Source organism: Acidovorax sp. GBBC 1281 (genome assembly GCF_028473645.1).
Classification (GTDB): domain Bacteria; phylum Pseudomonadota; class Gammaproteobacteria; order Burkholderiales; family Burkholderiaceae_C; genus Paracidovorax.
In genome coordinates, this window is the sequence record NZ_CP097269.1 from 3,764,966 (window position 1) to 3,790,730 (window position 25,765).

Sequence of the window (25,765 nt, forward strand, 5' to 3'; positions counted from 1 at the left end):
GCAGCCATCTTGCTCACATCCCCTTGCAGCCTTCGGTAAAAGGTAACAAAGCGATAGCAGATCCGGCCCGCCCGCCGGGCCCAGCGCCCGCGGAGCGCTGGTGCCGCTGCCTTAAAATGCCCGGTCCCCTTCCTGACCCGAAGCCCAGGCAGCCGCCTGCCCGTTGGCCTCTTCTTGCACCCACCAGACCCCATGAGCTCGCCCCTGAACCAACCCGGCCTTGAAAGCCTGTCCAAATCCTTCGAGCCCGCTGCCATCGAGGCCCACTGGGGCCCCGAGTGGGAACGCCGGGGCTATGGCGATGCGGGCTACCGTGGCTCGCGCCAGGCCCAGGCGGGCGAGCCCGCCTTCTCCATCCAACTGCCACCGCCCAACGTGACGGGCACGCTGCACATGGGCCATGCGTTCAACCAGACCATCATGGACAGCCTCACGCGCTACCACCGCATGAAGGGCTTCAACACGGCGTGGATTCCGGGCACCGACCACGCGGGCATCGCCACGCAGATCGTGGTGGAGCGCCAGTTGCAGGAGCAGGGCATCAGCCGTCACGACATGGGCCCGACACCGCCCGAGGCGCGCAAGAACTTCGTCGCCAAGGTCTGGGAGTGGAAGGAACACAGCGGCAACACCATCACCACGCAGATGCGCCGCATGGGCGACAGCGTGGACTGGAGCCGCGAATACTTCACCATGGACGACAAGCTCTCCAAGGTGGTCACCGACACCTTCGTGCGCCTGTACCAGCAGGGCCTGATCTACCGCGGCAAGCGCCTGGTGAACTGGGACCCGAAACTGCAGTCCGCCGTGTCCGACCTCGAAGTGGAAAACGAAGAGAAGGACGGCTCGCTCTGGCACATCGCCTACCCGCTGACCGACGGCAGCGGCAGCCTCACGGTGGCCACCACCCGCCCCGAGACCATGCTGGGCGACGTGGCGCTGATGGTGCACCCCGAGGACGAGCGCTACACCACGCTCATCGGCAAGACGGTGACGCTGCCGCTGGTGGGCCGCGAGATCCCCATCATTGCCGATGCCTACGTGGACAAGGAATTCGGCACCGGCGTGGTCAAGGTCACGCCCGCGCACGACCCCAACGACTACCAGGTCGGCCAGCGCCACAACCTGCCGATGATCATCGTGCTGACCCTGCAGGCCACCATCAACGAGAACGCGCCGGCCAAGTACCAGGGCCTGGACCGCTTCGTGGCCCGCAAGGCCATCGTGGCCGACCTGGAAACCGCGGGCGCCCTGGTCGAGACCAAGAAGCACAAGCTGATGGTGCCCATCTGCACCCGCACGGGCCAGGTGGTCGAACCCATGCTGACCGACCAGTGGTTCGTCGCGATGGGCAAAGTGAGCGAACAAGACCCGACCGGCAAGAGCATCGCGCAGAAAGCCATCGACGCCGTGGTCTCGGGCGAGGTGCAGTTCGTGCCCGAGAACTGGGTCAACACCTACAACCAGTGGATGAACAACATCCAGGACTGGTGCATCAGCCGCCAGCTGTGGTGGGGCCACCAGATCCCGGCGTGGTACGACGAAGCGGGCAACGTGTACGTGGCGCGCGACGAGGCCGAGGCGCAGGCTCAGGCCGGTGCAGGCGCCCGGCTCACGCGCGACGAGGACGTGCTGGACACGTGGTATTCCGCCGCGCTCGTGCCCTTTTCCTCGCTCGGCTGGCCCGAAGCGCTTGACGATCAAAACGCCACCAAGGACTACGACCTCTACCTGCCCTCCTCGGTGCTGGTGACGGGCTACGACATCATCTTCTTCTGGGTCGCCCGGATGATCATGATGACCACGCACTTCACCGGCCGCGTGCCGTTCAAGCACGTGTACATCCACGGCCTGGTGCGCGATGCGCAGGGCAAGAAGATGAGCAAGTCCGAGGGCAACGTGCTCGACCCGGTGGACCTCATCGACGGCATCGCGCTCGACCCCCTGCTGGAAAAGCGCTCCACCGGCCTGCGCCGCCCAGAAACCGCGCCCCAGGTGCGCAAGAACACGCAAAAGGAGTTCCCCGAGGGCATTCCCGCCTACGGCGCCGATGCGCTGCGCTTCACCTTCGCGGCGCTGGCCAGCCTGGGCCGCAGCATCAACTTCGACAGCAAGCGCTGCGAGGGCTACCGCAACTTCTGCAACAAGCTCTGGAACGCCAGCCGCTTCGTGCTGATGAACTGCGAAGGCCAGGACTGCGGCCTGCAGGAGCACACCCCGGCCGATTGCGAAGGCGGCGGCTATCTGGCCTTCAGCCAGCCCGACCGCTGGATCGTCTCGCTGCTGCAGCAGGTCGAGGCCGAAGTGGCCAAGGGCTTTGCCGAGTTCCGCCTGGACAACGTGGCCAACACGATCTACGACTTCGTCTGGAACGAATTCTGCGACTGGTACCTGGAAATCGCCAAGGTGCAGATCCAGACCGGCACGCCGGCCGAGCAGCGCGCCACGCGCCGCACGCTCATCCGCACCCTGGAAACCATCCTGCGCCTGGCGCACCCGCTGATCCCGTTCATCACCGAAGCCCTGTGGCAGAAGGTCGCGCCCGTGGCCGGCCGTGCGGGCGAGTCGGTCAGCATCGCCACCTACCCGCAGGCGCAGCTGGAGAAGGTCGACGAAGCCGCCATCGCCCACGTGGCGCGCCTGAAGGCCTTCGTGGACGCCTGCCGCACGCTGCGCGGCGAGATGAACGTCTCGCCTGCCACGCGCCTGCCGCTCTATGCCGTGGGCGATGCGGCCTTCATGCGCTCGGCCGCGCCCGCGCTGCAGGCCCTGGCCAAGCTCAGCGAGGTGCAGGTGTTCGAGGACGATGCCGCCTGGGCCGCTGCCGCGCAGGCCGCGCCCGTGGCCGTGGTGGGCGACGTCCGCCTGTGCCTGCACATGGAGATCGACGTGGCGGCCGAAAAGGCCCGCCTGTCCAAGGAGATCGCCCGCATCGACGGCGAGATCACCAAGGCGCAGGCCAAGCTGTCCAACGAGGCCTTCGTGGCCAAGGCACCGCCCGCCGTGATCGACCAGGAGAAAAAGCGCGTGGCCGATTTCGGCGCCACGCTGGCCCGCCTGCGCGACCAGCTGGCCCGGCTGGCTTGATAGCGCGGGCTTCGCCCCCACGTTCACCCTTTACGACACCGACTGACCGACCCCAAGAAGGACCATCGATGACCGACAACACTTCAGCGATCCGCAAAGCCGTGTTCCCCGTGGCAGGCCTGGGCACCCGCTTCCTGCCCGCCACCAAGGCATCCCCCAAGGAAATGCTCCCCGTGGTGGACAAGCCCCTGATCCAGTACGCGGTCGAGGAAGCCTATTCCGCCGGCATCCGCCACATGATCTTCGTGACCGGCCGCAGCAAGCGCGCCATCGAAGACCATTACGACACCGCCTACGAGCTGGAAAACGAACTCGAAGCCGCCGGCAAGAACGACCTGCTGCAACTGGTGCGCTCGGTCGCCCCCAGCGACATGGACTGCGCCTTCGTGCGCCAGCCCCGCTCGCTGGGCCTGGGCCATGCCGTGCTGTGCGCCGAGCCGCTGGTCGGCCGCGAGCCCTTCGCCGTGCTGCTGGCCGATGACCTGATGGTCGGCCTGCCCGGCGGCCAGCCCGTGCTGGCGCAGATGGCCACCGCATTCCGCAAGCAGGGCCGCTCGCTGCTGGCCGTGCAGGAAGTGCCCGCCGACCAGGTGCGCCGCTACGGCATCGTGGCCGGCGAGCCCGCCGGCGGCCCGCTGATCCGCATCGACCGCATCGTGGAAAAGCCCGCACCGGAAGACGCCCCCTCGCGCATGGGCGTGGCCGGCCGCTACATCCTCACGCCCGGCGTGTTCGACGAGATCCGCAACCAGCCCCAGGGCGTGGGCGGCGAGATCCAGCTGACCGATGCCATCGCCCGCCTCATGGCGCGTGAGGCCGTGTACGCGTTCCGCTACGAAGGCAAGCGCTACGACTGCGGCAGCAAGGAAGGCTTTCTGGAGGCGACGGTGGAACTGGCGCTGCAGCACCCTCAGGTGGGTGCCGCCTTCCGCGAATACCTCAAGACCGTGGATATCTGAAACAGGCGCGGGGCCCGGTGCGGCCCAGCACTGAGGGCCCAGACGCAAATTGGCCCGGCCACCGCTGCGTCGGCGCGGTGCCGGGCCGGATCAGCGGCTGAAACGGAAAGGCCGCCCTGCTGGCGCTCAGCGCCGGCGCAGCAGGTGGATGAATTCGTCGCCCACCGTCTGCTGCTCGACCAGCTCGTTACCCGTCTGCTTGGCGAACGCCTGGAAGTCCCGCAGCGAGCCGTTGTCGGTGGAGACCACCTTGAGCAACTGGCCGCTCACCATGTCGGCCAGGGCCTTCTTGGCCTTGAGAATAGGCAGCGGGCAATTGAGACCGCGGGTGTCGATTTCCTTGTGGATGTCCATCACATGCTTCCTGGGCGAATGAGCCCCATTCTAAGCAGCGGAAGGGGCTGCGCCGCTGCGGAACAGATCCACGAATTCGGGTTCGATGCCTTGGGTTCGCAGCCAGTCCGCCAGGGCGTAGCCGGTGCCGGCCGGCCAGCACTTCACAGCCTCGGGCGCCAGCAGGCGGTAGTCCACCAGTTCGGGCGACAGCCGCACCTCGCCGTGCGCCACCGCGTGGTAGGCGATGATGACCTGATTCATGCGCTGGAAGTCATACACGCCGATGAGCGCCAGCGCGCTCACGTCGAGGTTGGTCTCCTCCTTGATCTCGCGCGTGATGCCCTCCTGCGGCGTCTCACCCGCCTCCATGAAGCCCGTGATCAGCGCGTACTGCTTGCCCGCCCAGGCCGCATTGCGCGCCAGCAGCACCTGCCCGTCACGCACCACCACCGCCGCCAGCACAGGCGTGGGGTTGTTCCAGTGCGTCCAGCCGCAGGCCGGGCAGCGCAGGCGCTCCACATCGCCGCCATCCTCGGCCACCGTGATGCGCGCCAGGGGCGTGGCGCAGTGGGTGCAGAAACGGGTTTCGTACATAGGCGCTACATTTTCAATAGCAGATAAGGCAATGAATACCCCGGCATGCGGCCTTTTTCAGCCTGAACACCGGGGCGGCGTCCCATCCAGGGCATCCCAGCGGCCGGCTCACGCCGGGAACACACCCGTGGACAGGTAGCGGTCGCCCCGGTCGCAGACCACGAAGACGATGGTCGCATTGGATTCGCGCCGCGCGATCTCCTGCGCGGCCCAGCAGGCGCCCGCCGCCGAGATGCCGGCAAAGATGCCCTCTTCCCGCGCCATGCGCCGGCACATGTCCTCGGCGTCGTCCTGGCCCACGTTGATCGTCTCGTTCACCGCGCTCGGGTCGTAGATCTTGGGCAGGTATTCCTGCGGCCATTTGCGGATGCCGGGAATGCGCGAGCCCTCCTTGGGCTGCGCGCCGATGATCTGGATGGCGGGGTTCTTTTCCTTCAGGAAACGCGACACGCCCGTGATGGTGCCCGTGGTGCCCATGGCGCTCACGAAGTGGGTGATGCGCCCTTCGGTCTGCTCCCACAGCTCGGGGCCCGTGGTCTCGTAATGGATGCGCGGGTTGTCGGGGTTGGCGAACTGGTCCAGCACCACGCCCTTGCCCTGCTTGACCATGGTCTCGGCCAGATCGCGGGCGTACTCCATGCCGCCGCTCTTGGGGGTGAGGATCAGCTCGGCGCCGAAGGCCTTCATGGTCTGCGCGCGCTCCACCGAAAGGTCTTCCGGCATCACCAGCACCATGCGGTAGCCTTTGATGGCCGCGGCCATGGCCAGCGCGATGCCGGTGTTGCCCGAGGTGGCCTCGATCAGCGTGTCGCCCGGCCGGATGTCTCCGCGCTCCTGCGCCCGGCGGATCATCGACAGCGCAGGCCGGTCCTTGACCGACCCGGCCGGATTGTTGCCCTCCAGCTTGCCCAGCACCACGGTGCCGCGCTCTGCGTTCTCTTGCGCGCCGATGCGCTGCAGCGCGACCAAGGGGGTGTGTCCAATCGCGTCTTCGATGGTGGGATAGGTCTTCATAGCGCGCTACTGTGCCATAATTCGCGGCTTCGATCTTCGCGTCGCCCGGGTGGTGGAATTGGTAGACGCAGGGGACTCAAAATCCCCCGCCGCAAGGCGTGCCGGTTCGATTCCGGCCCCGGGCACCATGGCCGCATTGCTATGGTTTTAGGAATGCGTTCCGCATTTAGTTCCGCACGTGTTCCGCAAAGTGGAGACGGCTGGACGTTCCGCCTCCTACTCTTCGCTCGCTGCTGGCAGGCCTTCAGGCTAAAAGACAGCAGACTTTTTCGATCTGAATTCGAAGAACTCCACTCGTTGGGTGTGTCGCGAGCCACACTTTGCCAGTCGGCGCAGAAGGCAAAGCCCATCGGTGGACACCAGAAAGCACAAAGCCCGCCGAAGCAGGCCTCTCCGATTAAAAGCGCTCCGACAGCCCAGCCTGTTTCATGATCGCATTGGCAGTGAAACGAGAAGCGCAGTTCGTTGAGACTGTCACCGCTATTGCCCCATTGGTCCAGGTCTGATGAGACCCCTTCTGTCTGGAAACAAAAAAGCCGTACTGTTTAAGTACGGCTGCGACTTGGTTGTAGTACCCGTTCATGCAGGTAGCACTGCCCCGTCCCAAGCTGCGACGGGACGCTTCTTCAATGGTTTCTGCAGAGTCTCCTCCAGGAGCATATCTGTGCATTCGTACAGGGATTTGAGCAATTCCCCAACAGATGGGGCCTCAACTACAAGGCCCTGTAAATCTGGGCTGGTCGCCACGAATACACCTGCCTGACGATCCTCCACCACTTCCACCCTGACAAGCAATGGAATGCCCAAACGGGCAGCGACCTTCCACCCCGGAAAGCCAACTCGGTACATAGTAATTTCTCCTGCTAAACCCTTGCGCCGAGAACGTCTCGACGAACCAAATGGTATCACTATGGTGGCATTAAGGGTCATTAAGGGGCCATAAGGGGCATTAGGGGTAATCAACAAGTTCGGGTTTCGTTGCTTTCTTACGCTCCGACCACATTGGCAATGTTGTGCGCTGCCCCGTGAGCAGCTCTCTATCTCGGGTGCTCTCCAACAATCCTGCGCGCTTGATCTGGCGGCGTTTGCAACGTGCCGCTGAAGCCGGTGCGCGAAGGTGGCCGTCTTGCGACTTGGCCAAGGCAAATCCGACACGGCGCCGGTTTTAACCACTGCATAGGGCGATCAGGCGCGTCCGGATTTCGGACGCGCTCAGTCTGGCGCCGCAAACCGCCCGGCCTCCAGCGCGTCTCGCCGTTTGCTCGGCAGGTAGACCCCCTCCTCCGCTTCCCGGATTCGCTTCTGCCGCTGGTTCACGCTCTGGGCCAGCTGCATCGCCTGGATCCGGCGGTTGGGGTTCTTCTCGTTGAACCTGGCGATGTCCTCACGGGCAGCAGCCTTGCCCTCCTCATCTCCGGCCATGGCCGCCATGGCGAACTGCTCGACCAAGGCGCTGCGCCGCGCCTGCAACGCCCGGTCGTGCTGCACGATGGCCGACTTGCCTTCGTATGCATTGCGCACGGAGGACGGCGAGAACCCGGCGGCTTGGCCCAGCAGCGCGGCGCTGCCCACCTCGTCCTGCACCACGATGCCCGACTTGTCGCGCACGCCCTCGGAGCCGTAGCGCAGCGACTTCAGCGGCCCGCGCAGTACGCTCGGTGCCATCGACTCCAGACCGCGCAGGTACTGGCCCTCGCCCATCAACTGCACGCCCTTCAGGGCGTTGATTCCGATGCCGGCAACCGGCCCCAGGGCGGCGGCCATGGCGGATTCGCCCAGGCGCTGCCCTTCAAGGCCCTCCTGCACGTCCGGGAAAATGAGCTTGTCCAAGCCCACCCGGCCCGAGACGTCCCACGGGGTCAGCCGAGACAGGCCGTGGGCCAGCACCTCGGCCGGCTTCTGCCCGAAGGTGTCAGCCAGCATGTTCTGCAGCGCCACCTGTGCATCCCACGGTTCATCGTCGTCACCCCCCAGCATCGAGGCTGCGGCGAGTAGCGTCGTGACCATGGGCAGGCCCAGGGCCCCTGCGGCCAGGCCGTGCATGGTCAGCAGGCCGCCCAGCGCCTTGCGCGCCTGTGCGCGCGCCTCGGGCGTGGCGCCCTTCAACGACTGGTGGACATTGCGCGCCAGCGTGTAGACCATGTTCTGGCCGTACTGCTTGAACAGCAGCAGCACCCGCGCCACGTTGCCCTGCATGGCCCGGGGGCGGTTGTTGGAGCTGTAGTCGAAGTGGCCGTCGTAGGTGGCCTGCACAGCCTGCTCGTACGCTGCCTTCTCGCCCGCGCCGGCCTCGCGCGCCAGACGGTAGGCCGCCACAAACATCACCTGGCGATTGAACTTCTCGGCGTGGTGGAACAGAAAGCTCGCAGCGCGCATGACCGGCCGCAGCTTGTACGACACGTTCTGGTCCTCGCCCTGAGCGATACCGGCCAGGTCGTGGGCCATGGTCACGTCGATCACCCCGGAGCGCACCGCCTCGTCGAAGGCGGCCTTTTCTTCCGCGCTCAGGCTGGCTGTGATGTCGTTCTTGCCGCGGGCGGCCTCGCCCGAGGCCTTGAGCAGCGCGGCGCTGGCCTTCTTGAAGCCCCACTTCGCCGCCATGACCGGGTAGGCCACCAGCGCAGTCTGGGTCAGGTTCACCATGGCCGACGCCGGCGACAGGCCCAGATGGAACATGAAGCCCAGGCTGGTGAGAGCAGTGGACACCGCGTTCGTCTTCGGGTTCATGGCGGCATCGTGGCGTTTGACCATCTCGTCCACCACCTGCTGTGCCTTCACCGAGTCGAAGCCGCTGTCGGTCGAGCCGGCATCCACGCGGCGCTGCATCTCGCCCAGCTCGTCCTGCAGGCGGTCACCGTACCGCAGCTTGGCCAAGTAGCTGGCGCCGTGAAACACGTTCTGAGCGAAGGCCCGGCGGGCGTCCTGGCTGAAACCGGGCGTGCCCTTGCGATGGATCCCGTGCTTGGCCCACGACAGGTCGGGCAGCGAGGACAGGTACAGCTGGCCCAGCGCATCCTCGAGCTCGGCGCGCTGCTTGCTGTCCATGCCCTGCTTGTCCAGCACGCCGTAGAGCTGCTCCATGAAGCCGCGGCCCACGCTGTCACGCTCGGCCACGAAGTCCTTGGCCTTGAGCACCTTGCCCACCGTGTAACCCTTGCTGGTCGGGAACGCGCTTTGCAATTGTGCCTGCGCGGCATCCGCCTCGGCCATGGTTTCAGCCCGGCTCACGTTGGCCACCTTGCCCTCGGCGTCCTTGACCACCACCACGTACTGGCCGAAGCGGGCCAGCGGGAAATACACGCCCTTGATGTGGCCGAAGAACTCGTCGTCCATACGCTTGAGCATGGCTGCCTTGCGCTCTGAGCTGAGCTCGGTGCGCTTGATGCGCTCCTTGATCGCGCCGCGCACGTCGCGCATGTGCTGGCGGTAGGTGTCCCGCGCACGGGCGTACACGTCCTTGGCGCCAGGCGTCAGGGCGTTGTAGCGCGCCTGCAGCCTGGTCCAGTCGATCTTGTTGTCGCCCTCCACGAAGTCACGCGACGGGTCGATCTGCGCCAGGGTGGAGTCGTGCATCAGCTCGGCCAGCGCGCGCTCGTCGGGCAGCTTGGCCCAGTCCTGCGCCAACTGGTCGGCGCCGGAGCCGGCCTCGTTCTTGTCGGCGTCCATACGCGCCATCAGGTCGCTGTACGTGCGCAGCTGGGGCAGCAGGCCGCCGTACACGTCGACCAGTTGCCGGCGGCCCAGCAGCTGCAGGCCCAGGCCACGGTAGTCGGCGGCCTTGTAGTCGGCCTGCTGCTTGAGGTTGGTCATGGTCACGGACTGGAGCGCTTTGCCCAACCGCTCGGCCGTCGGGTTCTCGTCGCGCGCGCGGTACCGGATGTCGGCGCTGTTCGGGTCGAAGGTGCCCCGGTTACCCGTAGCGGACTTGACCTGCCCGTGCTCGCGGATCATGTAGACCGTCTGGCTGCCACCATCACGCATGGCCACCTGAATGACGGCGCCGTCGTGGCGCTCCTGCAGGCCGGACTGCAGCATGCGATCAGCCTCCATCATGTTCTTGGCCTCCAGCCGCAGCGGGTTCTTCAGGGCTAAGTACACCGGCAGGATGTTCTGCGCTCCTCCCGCCATGCGCGCGTAGGTCCCGGCCACCTCCGGGCGGTCGGTGAAGAAGAACCCCATGCCGGCGTTGGCCGCCCCCGTCGTGGTGCCCGCCCGGGACTGGCTGAATTCGTTGAAGTCGCCGCCCGTGCCGTGGAACACGCGCAGCGGCTGGCCATTGCCGTCCACCACCTTGCTGTCGCCGAACCAGCGCTGAAACGCCAGGCTCTGGGTCTGGCCCACCGCACGGAACCGCACGCCTGCGGGGCCGCCAGTGCCGCTACCGGCGTGCTCGATGGCACGCAGCACGAAGCGCTCGGCCTCGTTGTAGGTCATGCCTCGGATCCGCTTGGCCAAGGCATCCATCCCCATGCGCTCGGCGACGCCGGCCAGCCAGTTGGCCAAGGTGCGCACACGCAGACCCAGGCGGGTGCCGGCTTGCTTCTGGGCGCGCAGATCCTCAGCCACCACTGCCAGGCCTTCTTCGATGGCCAGGGCCTGGTACTGGGCCGTCAGTTCGCTGCCGGTGTGCCCCTGGTCGCGCAGGGCCTGCAGCTGCTGCTGCGCGTCCGGCGCCTCGCGCTTCCACCGGTCCGCGTACTCCTGCACGCGGCTGTCCCGCTTTGCCAAGTCCAGCATGGACTGCACATAATCGGGTGCTGGCAACACATTGCGCACCCCCAGGTGAAACATCTCATGGAAAACCGTCTCAGCGATAGCGTCAGCACTCCCGTGAGCGGAGGCCACGAGGACGATGCGGCCCTCGCCTGGTATCGCCGCCCCGGCTTTGTTGCACAAATCGCGATGCTGATGCCCGTAGACTGACTGCGTGACAGAGACGAAGAACAGGCAGCGGAGCAAGTACCGCACGACGAACTGGAAGGCGTACAACGCGGCGCTGAAAGCGCGAGGCTCGTTGACGATGTGGCTAGATGAGGGCATGCAGTGGTTTGGCACGCCGACCGGCAGGCGTGGACGCAGCCGAACCTTCTCGGACGCAGCAATCCAGTTCTGCCTGAGCATCAAGTGCCTGTTCGGCCAGCCCTTGCGACAGGCGCTGGGCATGGTGCAGAGCCTGCTGCGGCTGGCAAAGCTGGACTGGCCGGTACCTGACTTCAGCACTGTTTGCCGGCGCCAAAAGACCTTGCAGGTCGAACTGAGCTACCAGCGAACCAACTCGCCGCTGCAGTTGCTGGTGGACAGCACCGGCATCAAGTTCCTGGGCGAAGGAGAGTGAAAACGCAAGAAGCATGGTGCTGAATACCGGCGCGAATGGCGCAAGGTCCATCTGGGCATCGACGCGCAGACGCTGGAAATACGCGCCATCGAGGTGACCAGCAACGCCATTGGGGATGCGCCGATGTTGCCCGGGTTGCTGGCTCAGATTCCCACTGACGAATCCATCGAAAGCGTCAGTGCCGATGGCGCCTACGACACGCGCGCCTGCCTGGACGCCATTGCCGAGCGGCACGCGATGGCGGTGATCCCGCCCCGCAAGAACGCCAGCCATTGGAAGAAGTCGAGTCCGGGCTCGGCGCATCGTAATGAGGCCATTCGGGCGTGCCAGCGCCTGGGTCGCGGCATTTGGAAGAAGTGGAGCGGCTACCACCGGCGCAGCCTTGTGGAGACGAAGATGCACTGCTTCAAGCGACTGGGCGAACGGGTGATCGCGCGCACGTTCGACCGCCAGGTTGTGGAGCTGCATGTCCGCGTGGCCTTGCTCAATCGGTTCAGTCAGATCGGCCGTCCTCACACCGTGTCGGTGACTGCTGTGGCATAGGTCCGTCTGGGGTTGGGGTCATGCCGTCTGCAATTCGATTTGTGCAACAGCGCCCTCTCTCACCCGCAATCTTCTTCTCACGAGGCCACATGGGAACATTCAGCCCGATCCACTGGATCATCGTCTTGGCCATGGCCACCCCTTTGCTGGCGCTGCTGGTGGTGCCCACTTGGCGAATCCTGCAGCGCGCCGGGTTCAACGGTGCGTGGGCCCTGCTGATGCTGGTGCCCATCGTGGGCATCCTGGTCCTGTGGTTCGTGTCGTTCTTGAAGTGGCCCGCCGACCGCGAGGGGTCCACCCACACGTCGAAAGGCTGGCTGGTGCTGGGTGTGTTGCTGGTGCCGCTGGCGATCGTCGGGCCAGTATTGGTTGGCAAGCTGGCGGTGGAAGGCAAGGGCGGACGAGGTGCCGATTCCACAAGCGCCCGCCCCGCACCTCTCGCCAACCCTGCTTGTTCCGATATCGACGCTTTCCTGGGCGGCTGCAAAAAGTGATCAGAAACCGAGCTGAGCAAGCGCGATTTTTTTCTGATCGTAGGTGAGCTTTGGGTTATCCCGAATCGCCAATGCACGGGGGTCCTTACTGATGTCCATCCGCTGGCCACCGTCGACTTGCACCGTCTCGCCAGTCTGCTTGTTGTACCGCCACACGCTGCCCTGCGTAGAACTGCCATCGGCATTCTTGGTGGCGGGTGTCACCTGAACGCCCCATTCATTCTGCGGGGCCTTCCCTGCAAGAGCCATGAGGCGCTCGCGCGCTGACCGCTGAGCCGCGGGGGTCTTGGCGGTCTCCAGCTCCACCTGCGCACGGTCGATGCGGTCTGCTGACCGGTTGGTGTAGCCCGCGGCGATCTGCTCGAGCGAGAGCCGGCCGCGCGCGATCTGGTTGGCATCGTTCACGCCCTGGGCACGGAGGCCTGCACGCTGGGTCTCCCCCGACTGTTGCAGGCCTTCGCGCGTCAGCGCGCCGGTTTGACGCAACGACTCGAGATCCTGCCCGGCCTGGTTCTGCCGGATGTTGCTGTCCTGCTGCAGCGCGGCCCGGTATTCCTGCATCGCGGCGCTGTTCTCCGCGCCCCGCCCGGCCCACCTCGACTGGTTGGTGATGCTGCTGGCGGCCACCCCTGCATCGCGCAGGCGCTGCCCGGGCGAGCGACCCAGCATGTTGCCGTAGGTGCTGCTCGATCCGATGCTGCCTGAGAAGCCGCCAGTGAGGCTGCCGGCCTCGACGGGGCCGGCGCCTGGCCCAGCAACCAACGCCATCAGCCGGCCACGTGCGCCCTGGTCCTGCCGAGCGACCAGATTGTCGGCGGCCGCCAGGTTCTGCTGGCTGATCTGCCCTCCCGGCGCCTGGCCAGTCGCAGTTGCCATCAGACGATCCCGTGCGCCCTGCCCTGTGATCCTCGTGTCATAGGCGGGGTTGTAGCCCACCGGCGTGGCGCTGGTGACCAGGCCGGCCTGTGCTGCAGCGTCGGGCGACATCCCGACTGGCGAGCGTGGTGCAGAGGTGTCGCCGGTGTTCATGAAGCCGCCGCCAGGGGCGCGGCCGTTGACCGTGATATCGCCGGCCACGTTGCTGCCCGAATAGGCGTTGCCCACTCGGGTGACATTGCCCGTGGTGCTGGGGCTGGAGCTACTCCCCGCGGTGGGGAATGAATCAGCCACGGGTGGCGGTGCCGCAGGGTCCACGAAGGCCGGGTTCACCACGCCGCGCCCGGCCCCTGCAGCCGATGCGGGCGCAGTCTGCGCGGCAACAGAGCTCGGCAACGCACTGATCGCGGCGGCGCCGGCACCGGCGTTCAGCAGCCGACTCGCCGCGTTGATGCCGCCGCTGATCGCGCCGCCCGTCTTGGCCACTGCGGGAATAGAGCCCCCCAGGGAGCCGGGCAGTGCCGCGGCGATGTTCGACAGGTTGCGCCCGGTTTCAGTATTCGCCCAGCTGTCTTGCGAACCGTCCGCCGCCGGCGCCTTCATGCCACCCGTCGGGATGTCGGCCACCGAGGCCTGGCGTGGCGCGGCAGAGGGCGCTGGTGCTGGTGCGGCTGGTGCAGGAGCCGGAGGCACGGCGGCGCCCACCTGCGTCACCCCTGGGCTGGCTGCAGCAGCGGGCGCGTCTCCGAAGCTGTTCGGGCGCTTTGTCTCGTCCTCGACCAGGCCACCATCAGCAAACTTCCCGCGTCGCGCAGCCTTGCCGCTCGGTTCGTGGGTCAGGTGCACCAGATCCTGCAGGCGGCGCACGCCGACCTTGCGCACCGTGTCGTTGGGAAGCACGAACTCGCCGTTGGAGAGTCTGGCCTTGATGGAATCGCTGGTGCCCGTGCCGGGCCCGCGGACATGGCCGCCGTCGCGGTAGTGCTGAGGGGCGGTTGCGGTGGCGATCTGGGCGAGTGTTCTGCGCATGGTGGTGGCCTTTGGAAAATCTTGGGGAATTCTTCCGGACCAGGGCGGATGCGCCAACCCCTACCGGGGCGCGAGCCTCACCAGTTACTGCGCACGATGGGGGGCCTGCGGTCGCGCTGCTTGCGCTGCACGTTCGCGTCGGGTCGCTCGCCGAAGGCTTGGACGAACAGGGCGAGGGACTCTGCGGCCTTCCCGGGATCGAATGTGTCGGCGTCCTGCTTGAGGTAGGCCCGGTGCAGCACCCAATCCATCAGCCGCTCGTGGAAGCGCTCTGGGATCTCGGGGCGGCCCTGGTCAAGGTCGGCACACAACGGCTTGAGGGCGCCGCGGTAGACCGTCAGGGCCAGCGTGTCGGCCTCAGTGGGCGTGCGCACCAGGCGCAAGCTGGCGGATCGCGTGCCACTGGCCTGCTCGAAGATATACCACCGGGGAAGACCCTTCATGCTCTCCCAGCCGCAGCAGTCCTCGTCCAGCGCCTCCACGCTCGTCTCGTCCAGCGGCTTGCCACGCAGCGTGATGCGCTTGATCTCGAAGACGCTCGGGTGGAGCTGATAGGTGGAAACGTTGGGCTCCAGGGTGATCGTGCTGACAGCGGGTGTCAGGCGGTCCTCGATGAGCTTGGCTCGCTCGCAGGCCTCCTGCACCGCCTCGTTCAGGTAGCGGACGATCAACTCCGACGACCAGAGATACGGCAGCTCGACATCGTCGACTGTCGCTCGGAAATCGGAGATGAAGTCCTCTACCTTCATGGCTTACACCTTGTCCGTGAGCTCAGCGAAGATGGCGTCGGCCTCCTCGCGGGTGACGGCGAAGCCCGCACGCGACTTGAGCCGCATCAGGTTCGGCTTGCCATCAGCGGTGAAGTCTTCCTTGTCCTGGCCGGTGATCATGGCCTGCAGCGCCTCGGAGACTGCCATCTGGCGGGCCTGGATCTGCACGTTCACCGAGGACGTCTGGGTCTCGTCGGGCGCTACTGCGCCGCGTGCGAGCGCCTCGCGGATGAAGATCTTCGGAACGTCGGTGCCATCGGGCCCGATTACGCACATGTGGCCACTGGTCAGGGCGACGTGCAGCGGTTCAGAGGAGGGGGAGCAGAGTTTCATGATGAATGTCCTTCAAAAAGACCCGGCGGGTATCAGCCGCCGGGTTCAAGGGCCGTCCAGGCCCAACCACTGAGGAGAACGGTTACCCCTGCGTGAATGCCGAGCGGCCCTCAACGTAGTAGCTGATGGTGATGCGCGCCGCGCCTGCGGTGGCCCCGGCGCCGGTCTGCGCGATCGTTGCCTTGAGCGCTTCGGCGACCGTGTGCGTGTAGCCCGAAAGGGTCAGCGCGGTGCGGCCGGCGGTCTTGAGGTCGATGGGCGAGGCGGTGTAGCGGTCATCGTCGACGGCGTCGCCCAGCTTCAGCGTGGCGGTGGTGGCGCTGTTCCAGGGCGTCTTGACCACCACATCGCCACCGAGGACGATGGCGTTGCCCGGCAGGTCGAAGGCGTTCTCGGCGTTGCCGTAGGTGGTGGGATCGGCATAGCCGATGTTCAGATGCGCCACGATCAGCTCTTGGCGCGATGCGTTTTTCTTGATGGCCACGATGGGCTCCTTTCAACAACAAGGGGGGAAGACAGCGAGACCCATCGGCCCCGCCCGGGCAGCTGCTTATTGCAGGAAGTGGTCGATCGTGAGAACGCTGAAGTCCTCCTCCGACTTGTCGTAGATGCTGTAGAACTTGGGCTTCAGCAGGCCGTGCATCTTGTCCACGTTGATGCCGCACACGCTGTCGTACTGGAAAAGCTTTTCAGTCCAGGTCGGCAGGCTGATGTCGGCCATGCCGAGCGCCTGGGCGCCGCACAGCAGCGTGCGGGTGCCGTTGACATTGCCGCCAGCACCCCACTTCGAGCCGTTGGGCGCACCCTTGTTGTTGAAGACCAGGTTGAATTCGTGGATCACAGCGCCATCCACCGTGACGGCGGCGCCCGTGAACCAGGGCGAGTCCATGCCGGACTTGGCCGCCACCTGCACCACAGCACGCTGGTAGTCGGGGTCCTTCTTCAACGCGGCGAGCGTGCCGGGCTGCACGAACATCACGTAGTAGGACTTGCCGTCCTTCTTCAGCGGCTTGATGCGGTGCGACTTCGCGTAGGCGATGGCGTCCACGATCATGGCGTACTTCGGCAGGTAGGCGTTCGTGATGCTCGCAGTGTTGGACACCTGCAGGCCCGTGCCATCCCACATCAGTGCACGCTTGCTCGTGGGTGCCGTCACATCGGCCGCGAACGACAGGCTGGGGAAAGGCGAGCCCACCCGCGCAGAACCGTCGTTGTTGAATGCGTAGCTGATGCCCGACATGGTCAGGAATGCCAGCTGATCCGTACGATCGGCCAGCCAGTGAGCCAACTTGTCGCGGCCTTGCTCGCGGAAGTTGATCGTGGAGCTCTGATCGGCCAGCTTGCCCTTGTTGCGCACCGAGTGCGTCATCAGGTCGATGTTGAGGATCTGGGCGAAGTTCTGCATGGCCTCTTCGTTGCCCTCGCGCTCGTTGTCACCGATCTGGCCATCGCCCACCAGGTCGGCCACCAGCTGCATGATGACTTGATCGCCCTTCTCGGTTTGGGTGAGGCTCGTGATGCGCTGCACCACGTTGTTCTCGCCGGTGCCCATGAAGTTCTTGAGGAACATCGCGTCGCGCGCGGCGCTCCAGACTTCACGCTCCCAGGCGATCTTGTGCACAGGCAGCAGTGCTGCGAAATTGGTTTCCATGACATGCTCCAAAAAGTTGAGGTACTTGTCGGGACATGTCGCCGCCCATCTGCGAGATACATGGCATCGGACGGCCAAGAGCGTCAGGCGGCGTTTATGTCGGCCCAGGACGGCAACCCGGAATGTCGCCAGCAGGTTGGGTGAATCCCTGCTGGCCAGGAGCCACGCGACTCAGTCGCCGCGAAGCTTCTTGCGCTCGGCCAATGGCAGCGCCTGGTACTCCTCGTCGGTCAGTTGGCGCACGTCCAGCCTGCTCGACTCGGAGCGGTTGCCGATGCCTGCTTGAACCGACGGCGGTTGCAGCAGGGAATCCGCAGCATTGCGCTGTATCGCTCTCGCAGGGCGAGTATCGGTAGGGGCCGGGGCTGCAGGCAATCCCCTACTGGGGGTCCCGTCTGGCGCGAAACGCGGTGCGATGGTGGCGATGGCGTTGGCCAGGGCGACATGGTGAGGAACCCCGTCCGCCACCTTTGCCCGCACCGAAGCAGCAATGAGGTCCAGCGCTTCAGCGCCCTCTTCCTGATCCAGCCAGGGATAGGCCGCCATGGCGTTGGCCACCACCGCCTCGGATTTGGCCGTCACCTCGTTTTGGATCGAAGCCTGCTCGACCCGCTGCACGGCGGCGTTCTCGATGTGGCGGTTGATGGTTTTGCGGATCGCCGCCGCGCCCTTCGCGTCGCCATCCAGCAGCGCCTGGGCGTACTCGGTCTCGGCAGCGTCCACATCGAATTCGGGGGCCGGGGCAGCCGAGGGTGAAGGCGCAGGCACAGGCGCCGACGGTTGGCTGGCCTTCAAGGCTTGGACTTCCCGCTGGGTTGCCGCCAGTTGCTCCTCCAACAGCCGCCGGCTCTCATTCACTTCGCGGAAGCGCGCGTAGGGCACGTTCTGAGGACCACCCGCGCCCTCGCCTGGCTCTGCGGGCGCCGGAGTTGCAGGCGCTGCAACGGGTGCCGCCGCCGCTGGGCTGGCCGGTTTCCCGGTGTACGCCTCGGTCAACACATCGCCACGGTCTACCGGCGCAGCGCGCTCCGCTTCGCCGGCGTCAGCGGTGATCTCCAACGCAGGGGTGCTGTCATCTGGATCGTTCGGGTTGGGCATGCTTTTTCTCCTTCAGGGTTGCAGGCCATCAGCGGCCAGGGTTTCAATGCCTTCGCTCGCGCCCGCAGCAGGGCTGGCCGGGTTCGCTGGGTTCAAGGGGTCTGTGTTCTGCGGCAGGTCCACCGTGGGCAGGCCACTCGGCGGCTGGGGCACGATGGGGCCCCTGTCGTGATCCACCGCGCCCGCCGACTTGAGCAAGCCGTCTGCCAGCGCAGCGGTGGCAGGCGTCTGAGCAATGACCTGCGCTGTCTGGATGGCGCTGAACTGGCTCTTGACCTGCGTATCGGTGGCCTGAACGTCCGCCTTTCGGGTCTGCGCATCGAGCAGGCGCACACGCGCCTCGACCGTAGGATCCGCGGGCGGCTGCTGGGCGCTCTGCATCGACTCCAGCAGCTCGTGCTTGTCCGACAGCGCCGAGTAGCGCACCACCGCCGTGTCAGGGATGCGCACGCCCTCGCGCCGCATCTCGATGGCCTGCTGGAACTGGCTGTTCTCGAAGGTCACCTGCATCGGCTGCTCGGTGATGACCACGTCGTAGGTGCCGATGGTCACGTCGTTGATGTAGCCACCAGTGGCCGGGTCGAACTTGTTGATCTCCAGGACCTCCTCCTTCGGCTTTCCCGTCAAGGGGTTGGTCTCGGTGATGCGGAAGACCCGGTAGCTGTCGTAGTAGCGCTGGATCAGCTTCAGGATTCGGTGGGCGAGCAGGTGCCGCGTGTACGCCAGGTTGTCCAGGGGCACAGCCAGCTGCTGCTGGCTCGCGAACTGCTTGGCCTGGATGGCGATCCCTGACGTCTCCGGGCCTTGGGTTCCGCGCATCGACTCCGGCACGGTCACGTCCTTCAACGCCTTGTCTGCCCGATCAATGAGGTGCGTGACACCCGTCGGGATCTGGTTCGGCTGGATCTTCTGGGGAGGCTTGGAGCCCTTCTTGTACTCGATCACCAAGCCCGTCTTGGCGCCGTTCTTGGAGAGGTCTTCGGTGGACATGTTGGTGAGCGAGTTTTCCTCCACCGTCCAGCCGCTGTTCGCGCTGGTGTTCACGATGTGCACCACCTGAGACACGGCCTTGTTGAGAACCTCCTGCGGCCCGATAGCATCGTCCACCATGCCGCCCGTGCGCCCGCGGCGGAAGTAGGCGAAGTAAGGGACGATGGTGAAGTGGTCGTAGGGGCTGTATGTGTTGTGCAGCGTGGCAGTGAACGTGCTCACAATCCACTTGACGCGGCGCCGCATCCGCCTGGCCCGCACGGCGCCTGTTGCCAGGGCGTCCGCCACAGAGTCCGCCGCCATGGTGGCCTCGACCTGCACATCGCCCGACTGCGGCCAGACCATGCAGGGCGTCATTTCGTAGACGAACTTCTGACGATCAATGACCCGATAGCGCTTGAGCCCATCCGCCTGGCGACCCAGGGCGTCATAGGTGGTGCCGGTGCGCCGGCTGGCGAACTTGGGCCGCTCCGCCTCTTCATCGGTGTCGCCGAAGTCAGGCCCCTCGTCACCCGATACTTCGGCCTTCTTGCGGGCGTCCTTTCCCCACAGTTGCTCGATCTCGTCCAGGGTGAGCCAGCGGGAGATCGTGACGTCTGCCCACTCATCCGGGTCGTAGGACTTCGAGTCAGGATCGGGGATGACGTCCCGGGGATCGCGCGTGCTGACAGCGATCTCGCCCTTGATGTTGGTGTCGAAGTCCATGCGCAGGTCGTAGTACCCGCGCTGCTCGATCAGGCCGTCGCCGTAGACCTGGGTCTCCTTCCAGTGGAGCGCGGCCTGGGCTGCCACCTGCATGGTCACCTTCGACAAGATCGTCGCGGTGTGGAGATCCGAGTCCCCGCCGCGCGGCTTGAACGCGATGTCCATCCGGTTGTGGATTTGGTGCCCGATGGCCGAATTGATGCTGGGCTTGATCTCGTTGAACTCGTACAGCGGCCGACGCTCCAGCGCCATCTGGGCGCGCGTGGCGGCCAGCCACTGCTTTCCCTGGCCCATGTACATGTCCTCACAGCGAGCGGCGTGCTGGCTGTACTCCAGGTGGCCGCGGTCCTTGCCGTACTGGTAACGGTCCCAGTTCTCGCGCGCTGGGTCGTCTGCGAGCGTGGTCAGTGGGGAGATGGTGGTGCTGGTCATGATCAGTAGGCCGACTGGTCGTCGGAGGAGAGAGATCGGTGCTGGGCCAGGCTGTCGCGCCAAGTCTTGGCTCTTGGCTTGGGGACTGGTTTCGGAATGTCGGCGGCGAACGTCATGGCGACCGCGTCGCCCTTATCTGGGCTGCGGCCTAGCACCAGGCGGATGTCGTCCTTGCTGCTGATCAGGATGGCCGCGCTGCGTCCCATGGTCACCACCTTGTATCGGGGGGCCGTCAGGTCGCCCGCCAGTTCCTGATCGGGCGGCAGCGCGATCGGATCAGGGTTCGTGGGGTCCAGCGCCTCCCGCAGCAGCCAGTACATCTCGGCCCGCTTGTTGCGGAAGTGCAGCTGGCCGGACTTGTCCATCAGGGTGCTGCCTTCGGAGCCCACCACCGCGTGCACGTGCAGGCCCAGGCCCTTGATGAAGTCCAGAGCCGATGAACCGATGCCGATGGAGTCGATGCACACCACCGCGCCATCACGGATCAGCGGTGCGACGAACCCGGCCGCCGATGGGCCGTCCTTCGTGACCACACCAGGGGCCGAGACGATCTTGTCGAACCACTGGCCGTGCCGGCGGGCGGCAGACGATTTGTCCTGGCCACCTCGCGACGGATCGAAGCCCATGGCGGTCATCAGGCCCTTGGCGTCTCGATCCCGCCACCTGGCCTGAGCCGCCTTCACCCAGTCGGTGGGGATCAGTTGCCAGACAGGGTCCACAGAGCCGGCGTTGAAGTCGCCGCGCAGCATCTGAGAGCGCAGCGGCTCGGGCAACGCCTGCAGGGTGGACTTGTAGCCGGTGGTGGTCAGGAACAGGTTGTCGTCGACGCGCGAGGGGATGAACGTGCGGCTTTTGGGCTCCATGAGCTCGCCGCCCACCATGACCGGCGTAGCGTCTGGCACCTCCTGGTCGTCGCCGCGCTCATTGGTCACATACCAGCGCAACTCTCCCGGCTTGGCTGGGTTGGGGTGCTGCGGATCCAGCCATGCGGCCCAGTACCGTTTCACCCACTCGCCCTCGGCCGTGGTTGGCGGGTTCCCAGCGGCCACCACCCGCTGGCGCACATCCGGGTTGTCAGTCCGCATCCAGCCGATCAGCGTGCGGAACTGCATCTCCGTGAAGTGGGTGATCTCGTCGAAGCCTTTGAAGTCGTGCGGCCGGCCTTGGTACTTCATCCAGTCGTCAGGCTTCTGCACGCTGCCCAGCTCCAGCACCTTCTTGTCCGGCAGGCGCCAGAGGTGGTCTTGGCCGTTGTACCCGAGCCGCGACCCGAGGATGGCTGTCATGCGCTCTTCCAGGCCGATCAGTTGGACGGCCTCGCGGCGGAAGATGATGCTGTGCTCCTGCTCGGTCAGGCTCAGTCCCAGCAGCAGCTCCGACTTGCCCCCACCCGCGCTGCCACCGTAGAAGACGATGTCGGCCTTCGAATGGTAGGCCGCCGACTGCGGGCCGGCCTGCGGCACCCAGATGGCCGGACTGGCCATCATCAGGAAGGAGTCCACCGCCGCACGCATCTCAGGCGTCATGCCCTTGAAGGTGGCCAGGATCTGCTCGGGCGTGGGGACGGCCAGCTTCATTGCTGTTCACCTCCGCCCGTCAGCTGCGCGAACATCGCCAGCAGCGCCGGGTTTCCCTGCAGGACGGCCGACATTCGCACCGCGCGCTCGGTGTCGGACATCGAGCGCAGAGCCAGCGGGTCGTTTCTCTGGCCGTTGTCCTTCTCGAACACGCCCAGGTGCCGGGCCAGGCGGTCCAGCGCCGCGCCCTTGTCCTGCGTGAGGACCTGAAAGCCCTCCTTCGTGCGGCGCACGCCGGCATAGAGAGCCGCGGCCGCTGGGCTCAGGTAGCGGGTGTCCTTGATCACGTCGCGCGACAGACCGTCCCCACAGCACTCAATGCATTCAGGGTTGGGCGGCAGGTGCGGGTTGAAACCGGTACCGCCCTCCTCGTCGAACACCTCGTCCGGCTTGGCCTTCTTGCGCCACAGCTCGAAGTCAGTGTCGCGTTGGACCTGGGTGCGCTGGCGCAGGAAGTTGGTGCCCCAGCAGTGCCGGCAGCAGCCGACTTTGGTCTCGACAAGCTCGCGGGGGTCGGCAAATGCGATCAGGGCGATCTCCTGGATCACGCGGGCTGCTGAGACCTGGGCGACCCCCTGCAGGTGCGTCTGGCCGGCCTTGATGGCTGCCTGCACGTCCACTCTCGCCAACAGGCGGGAAGCCATGGTCCGCGCAGTCTTCTCAACCGTTCCGGGCACGGCGCGCATGTACGCCTGGCTCCCGTTCAGATCGATCAGGAATTCGGAGACGAAGCGCTGCACCCGAGCGTCCAAGCCGACCGCCCCATTTTCGGGAGTAGGTGCGGAATTCCCCGCTTTCCGGGTATTTACCTTCGCCCGCTCGGCCTTTTCTTCCTTGGGGGGCCGCTCCCAGCCCTCGGCGGCGGCGCGCTTGGCCACCATGGTGTGGGAGACGCCGAACTGGCTGCCGATGGCGCGGGTGGACTGATGGCTACCGCAGTAGGCCTTCTTCACACCCGTCCAGTTGATGGGGGACGTGGGCGCGGCCTTGCTGCCTGCCTTGATGCTGGGTGCGGATTTGGGGGTCTTGCGGTTGCCAGTTGCCATTTACACGCATGGTCTGGCACACCCGCGAAACTTGGAAACTCTAGCGGGGGGCGGCTGGCAAAATTGCAGCCGCGCAGCTCTGGAGCCGCATCATGGATCGGAAGTCACTTTTCCACGAACCAGGCTCGCTCAGCTTTCGCGGCTTGGTATCGGCCCGTAGATCACTCCCCCAGATCCCTCTTCAGCTGCTTGAGTTCTCGGTGCAGCTCGTTCACCATGAGGTTGGTGTCGTGGCCCATCTGGATCGCCGCGAGTTGCATGAACTGGCCTGCCATCAGTGCCCCAGCCTGTCGCGCCTCCCGCGGCTGCATCACGACCTTCTGATCCCCCACCTCCAGGACGAAGAATCCATCGGTGGTCATCGAGCCGTAGACCGGCCGCGGTGGTGAATACCGGGGAACTGGAACGAACACCCCAGCACGCACTCGCCGCAGCTCACCGCTTTCGACCATCCGGCCGACGTGATCGTCGATGATGGTCATCTTCAGGCCTGTGACTTCAACGAGGCACTCACGCGTTACGACCTGATCTGCGTGGAACATTTCCGTGATGGCTTCCCAGATCCGCTGGCGTGTAGCCTTTGTAGGCCCGGCTTTCTCTTTTCCGGCTGGCCGACCCAGCGCAGCGGGAATCTCCGCACTCTGTGTCTCGATCATGGGTAGGTCTCCTCGAAATGCTGAATCAGGTCGGACGTTGACTGGCATGAAATGGGTTGGCCGCGCGCTCAAAGCGCAGCCTTTCCGTCGGGCTGCGGGCTGGTCGGGTGGGTGAACTCAATACCGTGTGCCTTCATCGTTATTCCTCCCCGGCCGGACAAGGAGCGCGGTTGACACCCCGCGCACTCGGCCAGTTGCAAGCCAGGACTTTTGCGCCCTCGCGCAAGCGGTCGTAGCTTCGGTCGCCCAGGACGGTTTTCAGTTCGGCTGGCGGCAGGTTGGAGATGACGACCGTGGGCCGGCAGTGCTGGTATCGCATGTCGATCACGTCGTAGAGCTGCACCTGCTCTGCGTTGCTTTGGAACCCGACGCCGACCTCGTCCAGCACCAGCAGCGGCAGCTCGGCCATGAAGTCCACCACCTCAGAGGTTGTGCGCAGATCCGCGAATGCGTCGTCCTCCGGCATGTCCCAGGGGTCTGAGGCCCTGTGCGTGCGGTGCCCACCCTTCACGCCGCCCCAACTGGCGCGCTGCATGTTGATGATCTGGCGGGCGCTGAACAGTCCGGCCATCTCGTGCTTCGCGCGGATCACGTGCTGGACCATGGAGCTGCCCAAGTGGGTCTTGCCCGTGCCGGGCGCGCCGATAAGCCATAGGCCACCACCGCTGGCTTCGTCGAACGTTTCCGCGAAGTTCCGGCAGGCCGCCAGCACTCTGCGCTGCTCGTCACTGTCGCACACGAAGTTTTCGAACGACGCAGCGAGCATCCGGGGCTGCAGGCCGCTCTTGGCAAGTCGTCGCGCCAGCCGGCCAGCTGCCATCGCTTCCTTCGCCTCGCGCTCCTCTGCGGCCTGTCTTTCCCTCTCGCAGGTTGGGCACCCGGCCAACTTGCGCGAGTTGGGAAAGAAGGGCTTGGCTTCATAGGGCCCATGCTTGTCGCATGTCGCCAGCGTGGCTACAGCGGGTTGCGCATCGGCCACGGCTCTGCTGGGGCCGCTCGGCCTGGGGTTAGGCTGGGAGGGTTCCATCTTCGTTCAGTCCTGCTGAGTAGTCGACTTTGTCGAAATCGGTGTGGCGGAGCGGTGTTCGGTTGTTGACGCGCGTGCCTGGCTGAGCCCCGCGGTGTTGAACGCCGTGCCCTGCTGCGTTTGCGTACCAGGTCGCCTTGAAACCCGCCCATCCGTGTTCGCAGCACGCCCTCAGTGCATCGGCCACCGACAGGCCTGCGGCTTCGGCTTCCCGCTGGATGCCCTGCAGCGCGGTCTCGGTGAGTGGGCCAACCTTTTTGCTCTTGCGGATGATCAGGTAGTCGGCCATCAGCTTGTCGTCCACGCCGGGGATGGATGCGATGGAGGCAGATGTACTGCCGCGCCTGCGCGGTGTATCTCCTCTACTACTTGGTGAATGGTGACTGGTGTCTGGGGATTGGTGTCTGGTGTTTGGTGTCTGGGTAGCCGTTGCAGGCGTCGCAGGTGCCGTTTCAGTTTCTGTCACCTGAAACGTTTCAGGTGTTGCAGGCGTTTCAGGTGCAACATCTCTCCCCTCGCAGTTGCTCCCACCTGAAACGCCAGCTGTAAGATCTGCAACGCGCACCCGCAACTCCTTGATCGGAATGTTCCATTCAGCGTGAAGGCCCGCGCTCGTGAGCTTCTCGAAGAGTTCTGCACGTTCCTGCCTGTGACGGTGGAGACGGTTCTCTTTGTTGGCCTTCTTCGCTTCCCGTTCGGGCTCACCGGCCATGTACCGTGCAATCTCGTCGTCACAGCGCGCTTGGTGCCATCCATCCTCTCGCAGGTCGAAAAACTCCTGCAGAACAACCTCGACGGCCGCCTTCTCTTCTTTGGAGCGAGCCACTACCAATCGCTGGACAGCGATCACATCAACGGGGAGAGGCTTTTCAGTCGCGTAGTACTTGCGCAGCAGCCGGCTGTACACCCCGTCTTCCAGAATGCTCAGGTGCTGCGTCGCTTCGGCATAGTCGCCAATGTGGTGCTCGTAATAGTTCACCGATCGCCCTCCCAACGCGCGCCAGGAGACGCCACTGCGTGCTTAGAACCCAGCCCCCACTCTCTGAGAACACGAAAGCGTTCCCCGCCACCCAGGAATCCGAGTTCAGCGAGAGCTTGGACGAAAACGCCCTTCTCCCCGCTCCAGTCGACGGCGAGTTCAATGTCCTCATCGGTCATACCTGACAGATCACCATCGCTCCGATGCGATGCCGCCCAGAGGAAGAGGCAGACC

22 protein-coding genes, 1 tRNA gene and 1 pseudogene are annotated in these 25,765 nt (G+C 65.4%); 6 read left to right on the top strand and 18 right to left on the bottom strand.

The window, feature by feature from the left end:
* The first annotated feature begins 192 nt into the window (after positions 1-192).
* Positions 193-3,087 (top strand): valine--tRNA ligase, encoded by a 2,895-nt coding sequence (locus tag M5C96_RS17535; RefSeq protein ID WP_272564406.1) that lies wholly within the window; start codon positions 193-195, stop codon positions 3,085-3,087.
* A 68-nt stretch (positions 3,088-3,155) separates the two neighbouring features.
* Positions 3,156-4,046, top strand: coding sequence for a UTP--glucose-1-phosphate uridylyltransferase GalU (galU, locus tag M5C96_RS17540; protein WP_272564407.1), 891 nt, complete (start codon positions 3,156-3,158; stop codon positions 4,044-4,046).
* 126 nt (positions 4,047-4,172) lie between these two features.
* Here the strand turns inward: galU and M5C96_RS17545 are convergent, their stop codons facing one another.
* The 3 genes from M5C96_RS17545 to cysM all read right to left on the bottom strand — a co-directional run bounded on the left by M5C96_RS17545 (position 4,173) and on the right by cysM (position 5,990).
* A complete protein-coding gene (locus M5C96_RS17545; protein WP_272548545.1) occupies positions 4,173-4,400 on the bottom strand; it encodes a sulfurtransferase TusA family protein in 228 nt (75 codons plus the stop codon).
* A gap of 30 nt (positions 4,401-4,430) precedes the next feature.
* Positions 4,431-4,976, bottom strand: a complete 546-nt coding sequence (locus tag M5C96_RS17550; protein ID WP_272564408.1) for an NUDIX hydrolase — start codon at positions 4,974-4,976, stop codon at positions 4,431-4,433.
* Positions 4,977-5,084: 108 nt separating this feature from the next.
* The gene (cysM, locus tag M5C96_RS17555; protein ID WP_272564409.1) at positions 5,085-5,990 is read right to left on the bottom strand and encodes a cysteine synthase CysM; all 906 of its coding nucleotides are present in this window, start codon (positions 5,988-5,990) and stop codon (positions 5,085-5,087) included.
* A gap of 43 nt (positions 5,991-6,033) precedes the next feature.
* Between cysM and M5C96_RS17560 the strand changes: the two genes are divergently transcribed.
* Positions 6,034-6,118: transfer RNA gene (locus M5C96_RS17560), tRNA-Leu, on the top strand.
* 269 nt (positions 6,119-6,387) lie between these two features.
* Here the strand turns inward: M5C96_RS17560 and M5C96_RS26925 are convergent.
* The 3 genes from M5C96_RS26925 to M5C96_RS17570 all read right to left on the bottom strand — a co-directional run bounded on the left by M5C96_RS26925 (position 6,388) and on the right by M5C96_RS17570 (position 10,727).
* On the bottom strand, positions 6,388-6,660 hold the full coding sequence (locus tag M5C96_RS26925) for a type II toxin-antitoxin system HicA family toxin (RefSeq protein ID WP_442867322.1): 273 nt from the start codon (positions 6,658-6,660) through the stop codon (positions 6,388-6,390).
* Complete coding sequence (locus M5C96_RS17565) at positions 6,570-6,920, bottom strand: DUF1902 domain-containing protein (RefSeq protein WP_336297904.1); 351 nt, start codon at positions 6,918-6,920, stop codon at positions 6,570-6,572. Before M5C96_RS17565 ends, M5C96_RS26925 begins: the two co-directional genes overlap by 91 nt.
* A 282-nt stretch (positions 6,921-7,202) precedes the next feature.
* Entirely contained in the window at positions 7,203-10,727 is a 3,525-nt protein-coding gene (locus M5C96_RS17570) for a PLxRFG domain-containing protein (RefSeq protein ID WP_272564411.1), read from the bottom strand.
* Between the two features lie 57 nt (positions 10,728-10,784).
* Here M5C96_RS17570 and M5C96_RS17575 point away from each other — a divergent pair, with 57 nt between their 5' ends.
* From M5C96_RS17575 to M5C96_RS17585, 3 genes and pseudogenes are all read left to right on the top strand, one after another.
* Positions 10,785-10,913 (top strand): hypothetical protein, encoded by a 129-nt coding sequence (locus M5C96_RS17575; RefSeq protein ID WP_272564412.1) that lies wholly within the window; start codon positions 10,785-10,787, stop codon positions 10,911-10,913.
* 4 nt (positions 10,914-10,917) lie between these two features.
* A pseudogene (locus tag M5C96_RS17580) lies at positions 10,918-11,868 on the top strand (IS5 family transposase).
* An 89-nt stretch (positions 11,869-11,957) separates the two neighbouring features.
* Positions 11,958-12,362 (top strand): hypothetical protein, encoded by a 405-nt coding sequence (locus M5C96_RS17585; RefSeq protein WP_272564413.1) that lies wholly within the window; start codon positions 11,958-11,960, stop codon positions 12,360-12,362.
* On the opposite strand, the gene M5C96_RS17590 is transcribed toward M5C96_RS17585, so the two are convergent.
* The 12 genes from M5C96_RS17590 to M5C96_RS17645 form a co-directional block, all read right to left on the bottom strand.
* Complete coding sequence (locus M5C96_RS17590; RefSeq protein ID WP_442867323.1) at positions 12,363-14,267, bottom strand: hypothetical protein; 1,905 nt, start codon at positions 14,265-14,267, stop codon at positions 12,363-12,365. It lies immediately after the preceding gene.
* A 77-nt stretch (positions 14,268-14,344) separates the two neighbouring features.
* A complete protein-coding gene (locus M5C96_RS17595; RefSeq protein ID WP_272564414.1) occupies positions 14,345-15,016 on the bottom strand; it encodes a phage adaptor protein in 672 nt (223 codons plus the stop codon).
* Positions 15,017-15,019: 3 nt separating this feature from the next.
* Positions 15,020-15,370, bottom strand: coding sequence for a hypothetical protein (locus M5C96_RS17600; protein WP_272564415.1), 351 nt, complete (start codon positions 15,368-15,370; stop codon positions 15,020-15,022).
* Between the two features lie 82 nt (positions 15,371-15,452).
* Complete coding sequence (locus M5C96_RS17605) at positions 15,453-15,854, bottom strand: hypothetical protein (RefSeq protein ID WP_272564416.1); 402 nt, start codon at positions 15,852-15,854, stop codon at positions 15,453-15,455.
* A 66-nt stretch (positions 15,855-15,920) separates the two neighbouring features.
* Positions 15,921-17,021 carry a N4-gp56 family major capsid protein gene (locus tag M5C96_RS17610; protein WP_272564417.1) on the bottom strand — a complete coding sequence of 367 codons (1,101 nt, stop codon included), beginning with the start codon at positions 17,019-17,021 and terminating at the stop codon, positions 15,921-15,923.
* 171 nt (positions 17,022-17,192) lie between these two features.
* Positions 17,193-18,119: a hypothetical protein gene (locus M5C96_RS17615; RefSeq protein WP_272564418.1), complete on the bottom strand. Its 927-nt coding sequence runs from the start codon at positions 18,117-18,119 to the stop codon at positions 17,193-17,195.
* A 12-nt stretch (positions 18,120-18,131) separates the two neighbouring features.
* The gene (locus M5C96_RS17620) at positions 18,132-20,246 is read right to left on the bottom strand and encodes a portal protein (RefSeq protein ID WP_272564419.1); all 2,115 of its coding nucleotides are present in this window, start codon (positions 20,244-20,246) and stop codon (positions 18,132-18,134) included.
* Between the two features lie 2 nt (positions 20,247-20,248).
* Positions 20,249-21,823, bottom strand: a complete 1,575-nt coding sequence (locus tag M5C96_RS17625; protein ID WP_272564420.1) for a terminase — start codon at positions 21,821-21,823, stop codon at positions 20,249-20,251.
* Positions 21,820-22,869: a terminase small subunit gene (locus M5C96_RS17630; protein ID WP_272564421.1), complete on the bottom strand. Its 1,050-nt coding sequence runs from the start codon at positions 22,867-22,869 to the stop codon at positions 21,820-21,822. Before M5C96_RS17630 ends, M5C96_RS17625 begins: the two co-directional genes overlap by 4 nt.
* Before the next feature lie 161 nt (positions 22,870-23,030).
* Positions 23,031-23,525 (bottom strand): hypothetical protein, encoded by a 495-nt coding sequence (locus M5C96_RS17635; protein ID WP_272564422.1) that lies wholly within the window; start codon positions 23,523-23,525, stop codon positions 23,031-23,033.
* Between the two features lie 139 nt (positions 23,526-23,664).
* Positions 23,665-24,504: an ATP-binding protein gene (locus tag M5C96_RS17640; protein WP_272564423.1), complete on the bottom strand. Its 840-nt coding sequence runs from the start codon at positions 24,502-24,504 to the stop codon at positions 23,665-23,667.
* 28 nt (positions 24,505-24,532) lie between these two features.
* The gene (locus tag M5C96_RS17645; RefSeq protein ID WP_272564424.1) at positions 24,533-25,531 is read right to left on the bottom strand and encodes a YdaU family protein; all 999 of its coding nucleotides are present in this window, start codon (positions 25,529-25,531) and stop codon (positions 24,533-24,535) included.
* Positions 25,532-25,765: the final 234 nt, after the last annotated feature.

What these genes read in the sequence shown, in the direction of transcription:
- M5C96_RS17535 (WP_272564406.1), top strand. Translation starts at nt 193, where the DNA reads ATGAGCTCGCCCCTGAACCAACCCGGCCTTGAAAGCCTGTCCAAATCC.
- galU (WP_272564407.1), top strand. Translation starts at nt 3,156, where the DNA reads ATGACCGACAACACTTCAGCGATCCGCAAAGCCGTGTTCCCCGTGGCA.
- M5C96_RS17545 (WP_272548545.1), bottom strand. Translation starts at nt 4,400, where the DNA reads ATGGACATCCACAAGGAAATCGACACCCGCGGTCTCAATTGCCCGCTG.
- M5C96_RS17550 (WP_272564408.1), bottom strand. Translation starts at nt 4,976, where the DNA reads ATGTACGAAACCCGTTTCTGCACCCACTGCGCCACGCCCCTGGCGCGC.
- cysM (WP_272564409.1), bottom strand. Translation starts at nt 5,990, where the DNA reads ATGAAGACCTATCCCACCATCGAAGACGCGATTGGACACACCCCCTTG.
- M5C96_RS26925 (WP_442867322.1), bottom strand. Translation starts at nt 6,660, where the DNA reads ATGCACAGATATGCTCCTGGAGGAGACTCTGCAGAAACCATTGAAGAA.
- M5C96_RS17565 (WP_336297904.1), bottom strand. Translation starts at nt 6,920, where the DNA reads ATGACCCTTAATGCCACCATAGTGATACCATTTGGTTCGTCGAGACGT.
- M5C96_RS17570 (WP_272564411.1), bottom strand. Translation starts at nt 10,727, where the DNA reads ATGCTGGACTTGGCAAAGCGGGACAGCCGCGTGCAGGAGTACGCGGAC.
- M5C96_RS17575 (WP_272564412.1), top strand. Translation starts at nt 10,785, where the DNA reads ATGGAAAACCGTCTCAGCGATAGCGTCAGCACTCCCGTGAGCGGAGGC.
- M5C96_RS17585 (WP_272564413.1), top strand. Translation starts at nt 11,958, where the DNA reads ATGGGAACATTCAGCCCGATCCACTGGATCATCGTCTTGGCCATGGCC.
- M5C96_RS17590 (WP_442867323.1), bottom strand. Translation starts at nt 14,267, where the DNA reads ATGCGCAGAACACTCGCCCAGATCGCCACCGCAACCGCCCCTCAGCAC.
- M5C96_RS17595 (WP_272564414.1), bottom strand. Translation starts at nt 15,016, where the DNA reads ATGAAGGTAGAGGACTTCATCTCCGATTTCCGAGCGACAGTCGACGAT.
- M5C96_RS17600 (WP_272564415.1), bottom strand. Translation starts at nt 15,370, where the DNA reads ATGAAACTCTGCTCCCCCTCCTCTGAACCGCTGCACGTCGCCCTGACC.
- M5C96_RS17610 (WP_272564417.1), bottom strand. Translation starts at nt 17,021, where the DNA reads ATGGAAACCAATTTCGCAGCACTGCTGCCTGTGCACAAGATCGCCTGG.
- M5C96_RS17615 (WP_272564418.1), bottom strand. Translation starts at nt 18,119, where the DNA reads ATGCCCAACCCGAACGATCCAGATGACAGCACCCCTGCGTTGGAGATC.
- M5C96_RS17620 (WP_272564419.1), bottom strand. Translation starts at nt 20,246, where the DNA reads ATGACCAGCACCACCATCTCCCCACTGACCACGCTCGCAGACGACCCA.
- M5C96_RS17625 (WP_272564420.1), bottom strand. Translation starts at nt 21,823, where the DNA reads ATGAAGCTGGCCGTCCCCACGCCCGAGCAGATCCTGGCCACCTTCAAG.
- M5C96_RS17630 (WP_272564421.1), bottom strand. Translation starts at nt 22,869, where the DNA reads ATGGCAACTGGCAACCGCAAGACCCCCAAATCCGCACCCAGCATCAAG.
- M5C96_RS17635 (WP_272564422.1), bottom strand. Translation starts at nt 23,525, where the DNA reads ATGATCGAGACACAGAGTGCGGAGATTCCCGCTGCGCTGGGTCGGCCA.